The 12,677-nt window shown below is 56.5% G+C and carries 11 protein-coding genes; 5 read left to right on the forward strand and 6 right to left on the reverse strand.

Features of this window, described 5'->3' with window-relative positions; genetic code table 11:
- Position 1: 1 nt before the first annotated feature.
- The 4 genes from AB3175_RS02660 (at position 2) to AB3175_RS02675 (ending at position 4,356) form a co-directional block, all read left to right on the forward strand.
- Positions 2 to 325, forward strand: coding sequence for a nitroreductase family protein (locus AB3175_RS02660; RefSeq protein ID WP_367359382.1), 324 nt, complete (start codon positions 2 to 4; stop codon positions 323 to 325).
- 36 nt (positions 326 to 361) lie between these two features.
- On the forward strand, positions 362 to 3,151 hold the full coding sequence (locus AB3175_RS02665; RefSeq protein ID WP_367359383.1) for a patatin-like phospholipase family protein: 2,790 nt from the start codon (positions 362 to 364) through the stop codon (positions 3,149 to 3,151).
- Between the two features lie 78 nt (positions 3,152 to 3,229).
- Positions 3,230 to 3,538 carry an MTH1187 family thiamine-binding protein gene (locus tag AB3175_RS02670; protein ID WP_367359384.1) on the forward strand — a complete coding sequence of 103 codons (309 nt, stop codon included), beginning with the start codon at positions 3,230 to 3,232 and terminating at the stop codon, positions 3,536 to 3,538.
- Positions 3,535 to 4,356, forward strand: a complete 822-nt coding sequence (locus tag AB3175_RS02675) for a fumarylacetoacetate hydrolase family protein (protein ID WP_367359385.1) — start codon at positions 3,535 to 3,537, stop codon at positions 4,354 to 4,356. The genes AB3175_RS02670 and AB3175_RS02675 overlap by 4 nt, the downstream gene beginning before the upstream one ends.
- A gap of 218 nt (positions 4,357 to 4,574) precedes the next feature.
- On the opposite strand, the gene AB3175_RS02680 is transcribed toward AB3175_RS02675, so the two are convergent.
- The 3 genes from AB3175_RS02680 to AB3175_RS02690 all read right to left on the reverse strand — a co-directional run bounded on the left by AB3175_RS02680 (position 4,575) and on the right by AB3175_RS02690 (position 8,367).
- The gene (locus AB3175_RS02680) at positions 4,575 to 5,177 is read right to left on the reverse strand and encodes a VPLPA-CTERM sorting domain-containing protein (RefSeq protein WP_367359386.1); all 603 of its coding nucleotides are present in this window, start codon (positions 5,175 to 5,177) and stop codon (positions 4,575 to 4,577) included.
- Positions 5,178 to 5,698: 521 nt separating this feature from the next.
- On the reverse strand, positions 5,699 to 6,922 hold the full coding sequence (locus AB3175_RS02685) for an MFS transporter (RefSeq protein WP_367359387.1): 1,224 nt from the start codon (positions 6,920 to 6,922) through the stop codon (positions 5,699 to 5,701).
- 86 nt (positions 6,923 to 7,008) lie between these two features.
- A complete protein-coding gene (locus tag AB3175_RS02690) occupies positions 7,009 to 8,367 on the reverse strand; it encodes a rhodanese-like domain-containing protein (RefSeq protein ID WP_367359388.1) in 1,359 nt (452 codons plus the stop codon).
- 367 nt (positions 8,368 to 8,734) lie between these two features.
- Here AB3175_RS02690 and cysK point away from each other — a divergent pair, with 367 nt between their 5' ends.
- The gene (gene cysK, locus AB3175_RS02695) at positions 8,735 to 9,622 is read left to right on the forward strand and encodes a cysteine synthase A (protein ID WP_367359389.1); all 888 of its coding nucleotides are present in this window, start codon (positions 8,735 to 8,737) and stop codon (positions 9,620 to 9,622) included.
- 6 nt (positions 9,623 to 9,628) lie between these two features.
- Here the strand turns inward: cysK and AB3175_RS02700 are convergent, their stop codons facing one another.
- From AB3175_RS02700 to AB3175_RS02710, 3 genes are read right to left on the reverse strand one after another with little or no spacing between them, the layout of a single operon-like run.
- Positions 9,629 to 10,267 carry a PilW family protein gene (locus AB3175_RS02700; RefSeq protein WP_367359390.1) on the reverse strand — a complete coding sequence of 213 codons (639 nt, stop codon included), beginning with the start codon at positions 10,265 to 10,267 and terminating at the stop codon, positions 9,629 to 9,631.
- 31 nt (positions 10,268 to 10,298) lie between these two features.
- The gene (locus AB3175_RS02705; RefSeq protein WP_367359391.1) at positions 10,299 to 11,933 is read right to left on the reverse strand and encodes a PilX N-terminal domain-containing pilus assembly protein; all 1,635 of its coding nucleotides are present in this window, start codon (positions 11,931 to 11,933) and stop codon (positions 10,299 to 10,301) included.
- 12 nt (positions 11,934 to 11,945) lie between these two features.
- Positions 11,946 to 12,311, reverse strand: coding sequence for a prepilin-type N-terminal cleavage/methylation domain-containing protein (locus tag AB3175_RS02710; protein WP_367359392.1), 366 nt, complete (start codon positions 12,309 to 12,311; stop codon positions 11,946 to 11,948).
- Positions 12,312 to 12,677: the final 366 nt, after the last annotated feature.

Consider the following 12,677-nt stretch of genomic DNA (forward strand, 5'->3'; position numbering starts at 1 on the left):
TATGGCCCTTTCTGCACTTCCCGGCCACGGCGGCCATCCTGAACCGGAAGCGATCCAGCTTCCCGAACCGATGTCGGCCGGGGAAAAATCTGTGGAAGAGGCCCTGCGCAAACGCCAATCCATCCGGGATTTTATCCGAGCGCCCCTTCCCCTGCCCGAACTCTCGCAGCTTCTCTGGGCGGCGCAGAATGTCTCTCTTCAGGCCGTGTCTCTGAACCTGGGAGCCGTGGTCATCGGGGCTTTTCATGACATGGAGGTCAAAGCGATTCTGAACCTCGCCGAGCAGGAAGAGCCTGTCTATATCATCCCGGTGGGGAGAACATAGGGTTATTCCACTGAACACACACTGAGAAGGACGGGCATGAACACAACAAGAGAAGGTGATGACGACAGGAACAAGCTGCTGCACTTTGACGAGGTTCAAGCCGCCGAAACAAGGGCCGGCTGCCCTCCGGAGGGAAAAGCGCTTGGGCTTGCCTTTTCCGGGGGCGGCATCCGCAGCGCGACGTTCAACCTCGGCGTTACGCAGGCGCTGGCCGCCATGGGCCTGCTGAAGCGCTTCGATTATCTCTCGACCATCTCGGGGGGCGGCTACATCGGAGGCTGGCTCTCACTTTTCATCAAGCGCTGCGCCGGAGGAAACGTCGCCGAGGCCGAAAAAGTGATTAACCAACGAGACGAGAACAACCTTGAACCCCCGTCGATCCGATTCCTGCGCGCCTTCAGCAACTACCTCACCCCGCGCATGGGGATGACTGGGGACACGCTCGTTGCCGTCGCCACATATCTGCGCAACCTGATCCTTAATCTCTGTATCCTGGCTGCGCTGATGACCGCGCTGCTCATCGTTCCCCGGATCACGGCCCTGGCGGCCGAATCTCTGGTAGCCTGGAGCGGCTTCGGCCGCATTTATTACGGGATCATCATCACCGTCCTCTTTTTTCCGATCCTGGTCGCAACGCTCGGACTGTTCTACCGGGCAGCAGACGCAAAGAATAAACGAACGCAGGCCGCAACGGAAAAACCACGCCACCCATGGCCCTGGTACCTGCGCTCCCTCTGGCTCAACATCCTGTATGACATTCCCGTCATCCTTGCCGCGTTTCTTACCGTTTGTTTCTTTCTGCAATTTGCCCAGTACAGCGAGATCGACAGAAAATCCCTGTTCAGGACCACTCTTTTCGAATATGTCATCCTCTGGCTCATCGGTGTCGTGATTTCCTTCCTCTGTGACTTCACAGCCCGGCTCCGGGAAAAGAACCGAACTCCGGTTCTCCGCGAAAATCTGAAGTGGCTGGGGGCGTTCATTCTAGCCATGACCCTGGCCAGCGCAGCGGGAGGGTCGGTCATTCTGGGGATTGTAAACACGATTGCGGCGGTATCCGAACCGCACCGCCTCTGGGCGACGGTGGCCTTCGGGCCTCCGGCAGTTATCGCCGCGTTCCTCCTGATGCTGACGGTCTACATCGGCATCATGGGCCGGAAATTCGACGAAAACGACAGGGAGCTATGGAGCGTATACGGTGGGCGCCTGATCGGGCGTTCCCTCTCGTGGGCAATCTTTTTCGCCATCGGATTTTACGGAGCGGCGATACTGGGATGGACAAACGACTGGATCGTCGGCATGGGAGGCATCACCTGGATTGCCACCACATTATTCGGGATTTTTGCCGGAAAGAGCAAACAGACAGGGGATCGGGCGTCACAGGGCTGGATGGACAAGCTGACGGTCATCGCCCCCTTTGTGTTCTTGCTGGGCTTGATGTTCCTGCTTTCCTGGGGATTGCACCAGTCGCTGATCTGGCCCGGCGATACCCCTTCCAAGGGATCCCATGTTTCCAGGGCCGGCGGGATGCCCGGCCACAACGCACCCGGAATCTATCTGCGAGCCGAATCCGCCGCGGGGTCGCCCGTCGTCACCGCCCGCGATATCGACAGCCCGGCTCCATGGGAGCGCTTCCTCAACATCGCAGAGGAAAAGTACGGTCAAATGGAACTCCGGTTCAAGACGCCCTGGACGCTTCCGATCGTCGCCGCAACGGCGCTTATGGCAGCCCTCCTTCTGTCATGGCGCGTCAACATCAACCTGTTCTCGCTGCACCATTTTTATCGAAACCGCCTTTCCCGCTGCTACCTCGGCGCGACGAACACGGGGCGACGTCCACACCTGCTGACGGGCTTCGATCCCAAAGACGATCTTGCTCTCGCCGAGCTGGCGGGGCAGCGGCCGTTCCACATCTTCGGGACATCGATCAACCTGAATCGCGGCCGGCAGCTCGCGTGGCAGAACCGGCGCGCCGCATCCTTCGCGTTCACTCCTCTGTACTCGGGCTATGAGCCGGCATCGCACCAGGTGAAAGGCGGTTACCGCCCGACGGCGGAATACGGGAAGGACAATGCCGCAAGTCCCGTACAGGTCGGCTCGGTCATGGCCATCTCGGGCGCTGCGGCAAACCCGAACCAGGGGTTTCATACCTCACCCGCTGTCGCGTTCCTGATGACCGTGTTCAATGTCCGGCTCGGGCACTGGTGTGGAGACCCCGTCCACGAAAAGTCATGGCGAAAGCGCGATCCGGGCCTGAGCCTGAGATACTGGCTGGCCGAACTGACCGGCACGGCCGACCTGGACCGCCCCTTCGTGAACCTCAGCGACGGCGGACACTTCGAGAACCTGGGCATCTATGAACTGGTGCGGCGGCGCTGCAGGGTGATCCTGGCAAGCGATGCGGGCTGCGATCCGAAGTACGCCTTCGACGATCTCGCCGAGGCGATCCGCAAATGCTATACCGATTTCGGCGTGGAATTCGAGTTCAAATCAAAAGTCGATGCGATCCGCCCGCAGGGCGACGACACGCTGCCTGCCGGCGACAGGATCAGCGAGCGGCATTACGCGATCGCTGAAATCAAATACCCGGGCGCAAAGGGGCTGACGGGCACCCTGATCTACCTGAAGTCCTCGCTCACCGGGGATCTTCCGCCCGACATCATGCATTACCGGCGCACACACAACAGTTTCCCCCACGAGTCCACAGCGGACCAGTTCTTTGACGAGTCGCAGTTCGAGAGCTACCGCCATCTCGGCTACGAGGCCGCCATGCGGTCGCTGGCCATGATGCGCGAGAACAACGAACTCCCGCCGGAGCTGGGCTGAGGGGAAGACAATAAGCCGGGCGCTCGAAAAGACCGTCGCCGCCCGTCTTCATAAGACGGTCAACGGTTAAGGAGATCCATGATGCTTGTCCAGTTCAGTGTCGTCCCCCTGGGAACCGGTGAAAGCCTGAGCGAAAGCGTTGCAGAGGTCATCCGCCTTGTTGATGAAAGCGGACTCCCCTACAGGACGAATCCCATGGGAACCGTCATCGAAGGGGAATGGGACGCGGTGATCGACCTTATCAGGAAGTGCCATGAAGAGGCATTGAGGAGCGCACCAAGAGTGCTGACGTCGCTATCGATTGACGACCGCCCGGGGAAGCCCGACCGGATATCCGGAAAGATCGAATCCGTCGAAAAAAGGCTCGGGCGGGAAATTAAAAAATGAAAATCGTGCGCTTTATCTCGGACTCCCATCGCACCCTGTATGGACAATATGACCCGCAACGGCCTGCTGAAGCCAGGGTCATCGAGGGCGATCTTTTCGGCGATTTCCGGGTCACCTCTGAGAGGGTGAACATCAGGCAATACCTTCCCCCGGTAACCCCGGTGAACATCCTGGCATTGGGGCTCAACTACCGGCGTCATGCCGAAGAGACCCGGCTGGATACGCCGAAATATCCCATCCTTTTCATGAAGGCATCCAGCAGCGTCATCGGCCACGGGGAACCGATCCTGCTGCCCGCGGCCGCTCCCGAAAGCGTGGATTATGAAGCGGAGCTGGCCGTCGTGATCGGCAGCAAGGCCAAGAACCTGCAGCCCTCCGAGGCCATGGACTGTATCCTGGGGTATACCTGCGCCAATGACGTCAGCGCGAGAGACTGGCAGCTGCGAAGGCAGCAGGGGCAGTGGGTCCGGGCAAAGAGCTTCGACACCTTCTGCCCGCTGGGACCCTGGCTGGTCACGAAGGATGAAATCCCTGACCCGGATCGGCTCCGCATCCGCGCCCTGCTCAATGAAAGGGACATCCTGCAGGATGCCGCCACATCCGAAATGATTTTCAAGATACCGGCCGTCATCAGTTTTCTCAGCCAGTCGATGACCCTGCTGCCGGGGACGGTCATCCTGACGGGGACTCCGGAAGGAGTCGGGTTTACGAGAAAGCCCCCCTTGTATCTCCGGGAGGGAAACCGAATTTCCGTTGAAATCGATCAAATCGGCCGATTGAGCAATCCGGTGGCCCGGGAACGGATGCCTCAGCGTTGACCGTTCCCGCCGCTTTCCGGCTTCCGGGGTCCGGCCTGATCGGCTTGGCAGGGATACGAAGAAAGTTCAGGCACTAGGATTTAGAACAGCTCTTCAAACAATGCGGGAGCGGCACAGGGGTCGGCCATAAAAGGCCGCGCCCATGCCGGGCGCACCATAAAAAAGAGGCAGGACCGTTATCAGGCCCTGCCTCTTACATCCATCTTCAACGGCGTGTGTTACTTTCTAAATTTCTTTCTGAGCCCCACCAGCCCCAGCAAACCGGAACCGAGCAGCCAGAATGCGGCAGGAACAGGCACCGGAGTCGTATCAAGGTTATCCCAGAGACAGCCCCAGGTGACCTGAGTCAAAACAACGGATTTGATATCATCGGCACTTACGGCGAGATATCTATAGTCGCCCGCCCATCCGGCAACAGTATGGATGGGATCAATGCCGCTGAATGACCCGGTATCGGCAAAAGCAATTTGATTTCCAAGGGCATTGTAGGCCTTCATGCTGAACCAGTCAGAATCTCCGCCATAATCCCCTCCATAAATGGAGACGGATTTTACCAGAGAATCGAATGTCATCGTCAAGGTCATTCCACCAGACCATGATGATGCGCAAATGCTGGGTGTACCGCTGAATGTCTGATAATCGGCTATGACTCCTACATAACTATCCGGTGCCGTAATGGTTACCCCTCCCAGGTTGACGCCGTTGATATTCGTTCCCGCCGTCAGGCTGTTAAAATCCCAGAGCGTGGCATGGGACGAACTCACCAAGAAGAACATGGCCATAACGACCATGAACGCCGTCATAACATATTGTTTCTTCATCCTTTTAATCCTCCTCCCCCCTTGATTTGCTGCAATCAGCCAAGATGCTTCCATTCGTTTTGGGTCTGAAATTCATCATACAGCCAGCTATTCTCGACGCTCTCACCACCTCCTTTACGAATCCATTCTTTCCGCTTTTGGCACTCTCCACGGATGAAGCCAAAAGAGTTAAAGAGATGTTCATGCCCTCCAAAACAACGGCCCCACATTCATTACATGAAGCAGACAGCGCCTCTTGCGGTCTCTCATGATTGCATTACTGGACAGAAAAAGTGAAGATCCTGAACCGGATTTTATCATTAATAGAATTTTGCATTATGTCAATACAGATAAACCATGGTTTTATCTAAGGATAATGCCTAGGTTTTATAGGAACTTTCTCCGGGAAGGTGGGAGATGGGGTCCTTCAATTAATGCCGCTAAAAGCAGGCCACACCGTGCAGGGTCAGGCATCCTCTGATTCCCCGGTTTCCGGGGTCCGGCATGACCGGGTTTGGAGGGATTCGGAGAACGTTCGAAAGCTAAGAATTCTTTTGGGCAGGCCGGGCAGGGCCATCCTGATCCCGTCCATCCAGTCCATCCAGTCCAAAGGTGAGCGCCAGGGTTACCAGCGACGATCCAGCCGCCAGATAGAACAGCGTTTCAAAGCCCGACCCCAGGGCAATCAGACTTCCCCCGAGATAGGGCAGAAGGAAATACCCCCCATCCAGAGCGAAAAGCGTCAGGTTCGTGTTCAATCCCCGGAGGGATGGCGGTGACGCCGAAAAGAGGAGAGCATTCAGAAGGGGCAGGACCACCCCCATGGCCAGGCCATAAAAAGCCCCGATCAGATAGAACGGCCGGAGAGAATCGGCAGAGGGAAGAAAAACGAAGCAGAAAACCAGCGCAGCCAGCCCCAGGCGAAAGGAGCGCAGCTTGTTGAACCGGTCGAAGAGTCTCCCCCCCACCACGCGGACGGCCATCATCATCGCCATGGAAATCGCAAAGAAGAATCCCACACGGCCCGCACCCGTCTGCAGGGAAAGATCCTTGGCAAAATAGAAAACCGTCGCGTGGGCAAGGTAGAGGAAAAAGGCCGCCGAAAGGAGCAGGGCCACGGAACGCTGCCGGAAGTTCCCTTTGATTTCGGCAAAACCCGGACGGCGCAGGACCGATGCGTCCGCACGGCTCAGCATCCCCCTCAGGCGCTTGCGAAGAACCAGGCCGGACAGCAGGGCGACAAGAGTGAACAGGGAAACGCCGGCATAGATATCCGCCTCGTTGCGGACCATCGGCAGAATCGCCTCCGTCAGAGGCGGAAGCGTCGCCAGGGGTATCATCGTGGCGATGCTGACAATCCCGAAACCCTGGCCGCTTTTTTCGCCGGGGATATACTGGACGATCAATGCGATTACCGCCGTGGTAAGGACCACAAAAACAACTCCGTGGGCAATGCGCAGCAGGATCAGAAACGTAACTCCCGCTGCCGGAATGTAGGAGCAGGACACCCCGATCAGCAGGATCATGGAGGCCATCATGACGGCAAAGGCATTGCGGGCGGTGATCCAGGAGATGACGAAGGGACGGAAAAGAAAGGCGGCCATGGGCTCCAGCCCCACGAGGCCCCCCCGCCAGAGGACAGGAATGCCGATTTCACCAAGATAATGGTAGAAATTGAAAAAGACGGAGACGCTGCAGAAGGCCACCAGCAGGATCAGGTTCAGGGCAAGAAATTCGAAGGAGAAGAGCGCTGGAGAGGTCTTCATGGATCATCGCTTCTTTCGCAGACAAGAAACATCCCTCTGTCCGTGCGGGACAGAGGGATTCGCAGGTTCCCATCCCCGGCTTCGGCTCAGACAATCGGGCATGTCGTGGAATTCCAGCCGATGAGACCGCCCAGAACAACCACGGCATTGCGCCAGCCGGCCCTCTGCAGCAGGCTGGCCGCAATCATGGAGCGCAGATCGCTGGCGCACAGGATATAAACGGTTCCGCTCTTCGGCACCTCGTTCATCCGTTCGGGAAGCATCGTGAGATGAATGTTATGGGCGCCGGAGATGCTCCCGTGAGTCGCCACTTCGTCTTCGCTTCGAATGTCCAGAATCCATGCCTGCTCTCCCTCATCGACAAGCCTGCAGAGGGATGAAGCGGAAACCATCCGGACCGAACCGCTTTCGTAACCCGCCGTATTCCAGGACAGCATCCCGCCGGCCAGATGTCCCGCCACGGTATCGTAGCCGAAACGGATCAGGGAGCGTAACGTCTGGGAAAAATCTTCACCCTCCTGAACCAGGAGGATGGGTTTGCCGTAGGGCAGGAACCAGCCGGCATATCCCGGCAGTCCACCCAGCCAGATCGAAAGGGAGCCGGGGACATGGGAAGCCCCGAACCCCAATTCCATGCGGGTGTCCACCACGATGGACGATTGAAGCTGAGAAGCGAACGCTGCCGCCGACAGCGGCTTCGGCAGGGGCATCGCTCCCAGCAGCGGCGGACCTTCCAGGTTCAGCCGCTCCATCTGCCTGAAATAGGGGGCGTATTCCAGTTTGTGCGCCACCCCGAGGATAAAGGCATCCCGGTCGGGAAACTGCAGCTTCGGATTATAGCGGCGCTCCAGACCGATTGTCGTCCATGACCGGTCGGCAATGTCTGCAGCGCAGACGGAACCCGCACCGTGGCCGGGGCAGACGATCACTTCATCCCCGAACGGCAGCAGCCGCCGGTGCAGGGTGTCGTACAGGAGACCTGCCATCCTCACCATCTGGTCTTCCCCGAGAAAATCCACCCGGCCCACGTCCCCTGCAAAGAGGGCGTCCCCCGTAAAAACCATCCAGGGGTTGCCGCCGGATTCATAGAGCAGATAACTCATGCTCCCGGGGGTATGGCCCGGCGAAGAGACCGCTTCGAGCTTCAGCCGGCCGATCTTCCAGGTCTGCCCATCAACGGCAGCCTGGCCATATCGATATTCCCACTGGCCGTCGGCATGCCAGATTTCCGCGCCGGTCCGGGCAGCCAGTTCAACCGAACCCAGGACAAAGTCCTCATGACGGTGGGTTTCCAGAACGGCGACAATGCGATACCCCTGAAGGGTCGCCGCTTCGAGATAAACATCGATGTCGCGGCGCGGATCGATCACCACGGCCTCGTGACTGTCGCCGACAAGATACGAATACTGGGCGATTCCTTCAGACTCGATTCGCTGAAAAAGCATGGAGAACCTCCTTGAAGAAACATATGAAGGGTTTGTAGACGACACTCCGGAAGAATCACACGCTCCGGTCCATTTCGCAGGGGATATTCATACCATAATTTCCATAACAATGTCAGCAGTATTAAGGGGGGCATTTCCCCACAGAGCCGCCATGGGCAGGAGATGGACAACAGGCCAATCCCTCAAAAGCGGGGGAATTCAACAGGGAAATTTGATCTCTTTCCCGCAGGGCATCTTTTTTTGAGTGCTTTTTTTCCATTTTATGTATACATGCAGCCCCGGATTCAAGGAAATCGATCCGGTGTTAAAAGGCCGTGAAGCACGGCCGCTTTTCAAGTGTTACGGAAAATATGGGAAGGGAAAGATTATGAAAGGGTGTGATGTTATTGAATTGATCGGAAATACTCCGCTGATCAGACTTAGAAATGAAAACATTATAGCCAAGGCTGAATTCCTCAATCCCGGGGGGAGTATAAAGGATCGTGCCGCACTGGCGATGATTGAAGCGGCAGAACGGGATGGAATCCTGAAGCCGGGGATGAAAATCGTTGAACCGACGTCAGGCAACACCGGCATTGGGATAACCCTTGTCGGAGTGGCAAGGGGCTATGAAGTCTACATCGTCATGCCGGAGGGCATGAGCGAAGAGAGAAAGAACATCATCAAGGTCCTCGGAGGAAATCTTGTCCTGACTCCCGACAGTGAAAGTGTCGCCGGCGCGATTCAAAAGGCGGAAGAGCTCGTTGAGAACTTTCATGGATATATGCCGAATCAATTCAAGAACCCGACGAACGCACTGGCTCATTACAAACATACCGCACCGGAACTCTGGGAGCAGTCAGGGCATAAGATCGACGTCTTCGTTTCCGGCATCGGCAGTGGCGGAACCATCCAGGGAATCGGCTCCTTTCTGAAGGAACAGCGTCCGGACATCATGATTGTCGCTGTCGAACCCAAGAATGTTTCCGCCCTTCTCGGACATGAACCCGGTTTGCACCAGATCCAGGGAATAGGCGACGGTTTCATTCCCGACCTCCTGGATCCGTCCCTGATCGACAGAATTCTCGAAGTCAGTGACGATGATGCCATTGCCACAACGCGGGAGCTGGCTACGAGCAATTCTCTGTTATGCGGGACCTCCTCCGGGGCGAACATCTGGGGCGCAAGGCAAATAGCCGTGGAACATCCGGAATGGGTGATCGCCACCGTGCTCCCGGACCGGGCAGAGCGGTATTTCAGCACCGGCCTGCTCTGAAGCCGATCAATCATAGTTTCGCAGAGTTACATCCGCGGTAAGCGTCATGGTCCGCGTGACGTTTTTAAAATCGGGGGCGGAAGTCGCCGCGACGAGGGATATCTTTACTTTCCGGATGAGGGACAGGTCCGCCGCAACGCCGTCGCTGCTGTCATAATACGTCAGGGTAAGACCCGTTATGTGATCCGCCAGGGGCTGGAGGGATCCATTGGATGTGCGGCCCAGGCACTGATGATTTCCGCAGGTGTAGATCGAATACGAGATGTTTTCTCCCGGATTGGCGCTGGCCGTGGCGGGCGTGACGGCGCCGTTTCCATTGAGATCCGCCGAGAAGCTGACCGTATTGCCCGAGGCATTTGAAATTCCGACGCAGGGGGAATTGGTGGCTGAAGCCATGTTTGTTCCCGCGCAGACCGAAAGGCCGCCGGTCGGATTGTAGCCGGCCATTCGGATCTCCCGGGTCATCATTTCGAGCCCCACCCGCGCATTCTGCTGCATCTCCGTGAGGCGCTCCTGAGTGCTGTAATTCCGGTGCTGATTCTCAAAGAATCCCCAGATAGCCCCCAGGAGGACAAGAGAAACTGCCAGGGCAACCATTACTTCAACCAGCGTAAACCCGTTGTCGCTTTTATGGCATGATTTCATAACACACAAACCCCTGTCGATTCGATTTGGATCAGTTGCTCACCTGGTGCCAGGAAGTTCTTTCCAGGTTTCTTACCCGGGGCGTTCCAGGCGGCAGGTTGCTCAAGCTGACCCCGTAAGACCAGTTACGGGTCGGGGGATTGTACACCGTTCCGGTCCCCGGCCAGTTTCCCGTGGCCTGTTGACTTTCCCAGAGGCAGGTCAGTGATCCGCTGTAGGTGTAGGTTTTCCCCGACCAGTTTTCCAGGAAACGGATCAGATTCTCCACCCCTCCACTGTACTGGCTGCCGGCCGTGTTTTTATTTCCCGTCATGATCGCGGCGTTGACCTGCGTACTGGAGGCGGTTCGGCTGGACAGCCCGCTGGTACTGTTGGCATCCGACCAGTTGTTGGAGAGCACCGTTACGGCATCAGCGAAAATTCCCGCCGGGTCATTGTCCGTGTTGTAGTCTCCCTTGATGTACAGGGGGTTGTTGGTGACCACGGAGAGTCCGCCGGAGGGCATTTCGCTGCCGTTGACCAGACGGACGGCTGGATTGGTCACGGAGTCGGATGAAATATAGAGAATGCCGTTTTCGCCCCCGCTGGGAGGATCATTCAGCGCGGCCATGGCGGCTGTGCTGGTGCGCAGAAGGGCGACATCCACCTCCACGGCTGTCATCACCTTGCTTTCCCTTCCGTCCGTAAAGGTCTTTGTGGTGATGGTTCCCGCCGGAAGTGTAACGGCTGTACCATATCTGTCATAGGCAACGCCATTGACAATTCTCAGCCCCGACTTTACATAAAGGCTGTCCGTGCCGGTTCCAAGGATATCGATGGGTTGCCCGCCCGTGGTTGACAGGGGCAGGTTGAGCTTCTGGATGCCGTGATCGCTCGTCTTGACTCTTCCATCCCAGCTGTCCAGGGCATCGGCCTTCCAGGTGCCGCTTGAACTGTCCGTGGTCAGGGATTGATACGTACCGGTCGAATCCTTTATCTTCACGGCACCGGCCCCGGATGTGTCCGTATAGTCTTTTCTCTGATGAACGATATCGCCTGCGGAAGTGATAATGGAATCCACCTTGAGCGTTTTTGACCCCCAGGGACGCATGTAGATATCCTTGTTGGAATGTATGCGCCCTCCCGTAAAGGTCATATCGCCGCCGGGAAGCATCTCCAGGTCGTTCTCGTAGAAAATGCCGAATTGAAACAGGGGGATCAGCTGGTCTTCCATCTTGTAGACCACGGTGGCACGGGCGTTGGTGCCGTCTTTAAGGGCGGTGGATGTGATGGTGTAGGCCTGACAGTAAGCCGTCAGTCCGTTATATGCCCCCGTCATCGTTTTTTCCGTGACGGTCGAATTCGTCGCAAGGAATGTACCGGTATTCTGAAAGGAAAATCCGGAAATCGCCGGCGGTACGACACCGGTGGTGGGTCCGTTCAATACCTTCAGAGCTTCCCGCAACCGGTTGACGCCGTATTCGGCCCCTGCTTCAGCCGCATAGAGAGCCTGCTCGCCTGACTTGAAATTGCCGCTGATTTTTAAATCCGTTGATATGTTGAGCATCGCCGTTGTTCCCAGGAGCATCAACGCCGCCATCACGATCAGCGCCGTCACCAGGGTGACCCCTTTTTCATTGACCATAAGATGCTTCCGCTTCTCATGTCTTTCATGTTTCGTTCTCATCTTTTTCCACTCCTATCGATCAATAATGCTTCTGATGGTTACGGTCCGGGTCAGTCCGTTCGACAACCAGGACACATTGACGGTAACGGTTTTCGTATTGGTGACCGGTACGTTGTTCTGAACAGTCCATTGCCGGGAAAAGACCGTCGCCACCGTTTCCGGTCCACCCGATACCATGGCGTCGTAATTCATGTTCTTCAGGGCCTCCATTTTATCCTTGGCCAGCACGGTCGCCTGCGTTGACAACCTGCTGTAGGAATTGCTTTTAACGGCCATGACATTGACCGAAGCCAGGCCGACGGTAAATATGGTGATCAGGAGCATGGTTACCAGCAGTTCCACCAGAGTGAACCCCTTTTTCGAGAGTGGGCTTGCCATGATCATTCCTCTCTTCCTTTCTTTTCTATTGTTTCAGTTCGGTCAGGATCCGTTGCCCCTTCTTCGGGGAAGCGGCTGATTCCGCGGTGCCCTTTGAGAAAACGTCGAACAGAACTCAGAAGGCGAAAGTGACTCAACGTTGAACAGGAAATTATCGAAAATCGTCTTTCCTGTAAATATTTGACGGCTGACGGGAAAAATAACAGGGAAACTCATGGGCACCAACGTTGGTTTGGTGGTACGAAGATTGAATAAAAATATTTCCCTAAGGAAATTGGCTATCTTTGACAAATCAACCTCCTGCTTCCCTTACTTTCCCTTCGTTTTTTCCTACAGATAAAATGATGGGATTTACCCGTCATTATC

The organism is Syntrophus sp. (in: bacteria), from assembly GCF_040768185.1.
Lineage (GTDB): Bacteria > Desulfobacterota > Syntrophia > Syntrophales > Syntrophaceae > Syntrophus > Syntrophus buswellii.

What these genes read in the sequence shown, in the direction of transcription:
- AB3175_RS02705 (WP_367359391.1), bottom strand. Translation starts at nt 11,933, where the DNA reads ATGAGAACGAAACATGAAAGACATGAGAAGCGGAAGCATCTTATGGTC.
- AB3175_RS02665 (WP_367359383.1), top strand. Translation starts at nt 362, where the DNA reads ATGAACACAACAAGAGAAGGTGATGACGACAGGAACAAGCTGCTGCAC.
- AB3175_RS02690 (WP_367359388.1), bottom strand. Translation starts at nt 8,367, where the DNA reads ATGCTTTTTCAGCGAATCGAGTCTGAAGGAATCGCCCAGTATTCGTAT.
- cysK (WP_367359389.1), top strand. Translation starts at nt 8,735, where the DNA reads ATGAAAGGGTGTGATGTTATTGAATTGATCGGAAATACTCCGCTGATC.
- AB3175_RS02685 (WP_367359387.1), bottom strand. Translation starts at nt 6,922, where the DNA reads ATGAAGACCTCTCCAGCGCTCTTCTCCTTCGAATTTCTTGCCCTGAAC.
- AB3175_RS02660 (WP_367359382.1), top strand. Translation starts at nt 2, where the DNA reads ATGGCCCTTTCTGCACTTCCCGGCCACGGCGGCCATCCTGAACCGGAA.
- AB3175_RS02680 (WP_367359386.1), bottom strand. Translation starts at nt 5,177, where the DNA reads ATGAAGAAACAATATGTTATGACGGCGTTCATGGTCGTTATGGCCATG.
- AB3175_RS02670 (WP_367359384.1), top strand. Translation starts at nt 3,230, where the DNA reads ATGATGCTTGTCCAGTTCAGTGTCGTCCCCCTGGGAACCGGTGAAAGC.
- AB3175_RS02700 (WP_367359390.1), bottom strand. Translation starts at nt 10,267, where the DNA reads ATGAAATCATGCCATAAAAGCGACAACGGGTTTACGCTGGTTGAAGTA.
- AB3175_RS02675 (WP_367359385.1), top strand. Translation starts at nt 3,535, where the DNA reads ATGAAAATCGTGCGCTTTATCTCGGACTCCCATCGCACCCTGTATGGA.
- AB3175_RS02710 (WP_367359392.1), bottom strand. Translation starts at nt 12,311, where the DNA reads ATGGCAAGCCCACTCTCGAAAAAGGGGTTCACTCTGGTGGAACTGCTG.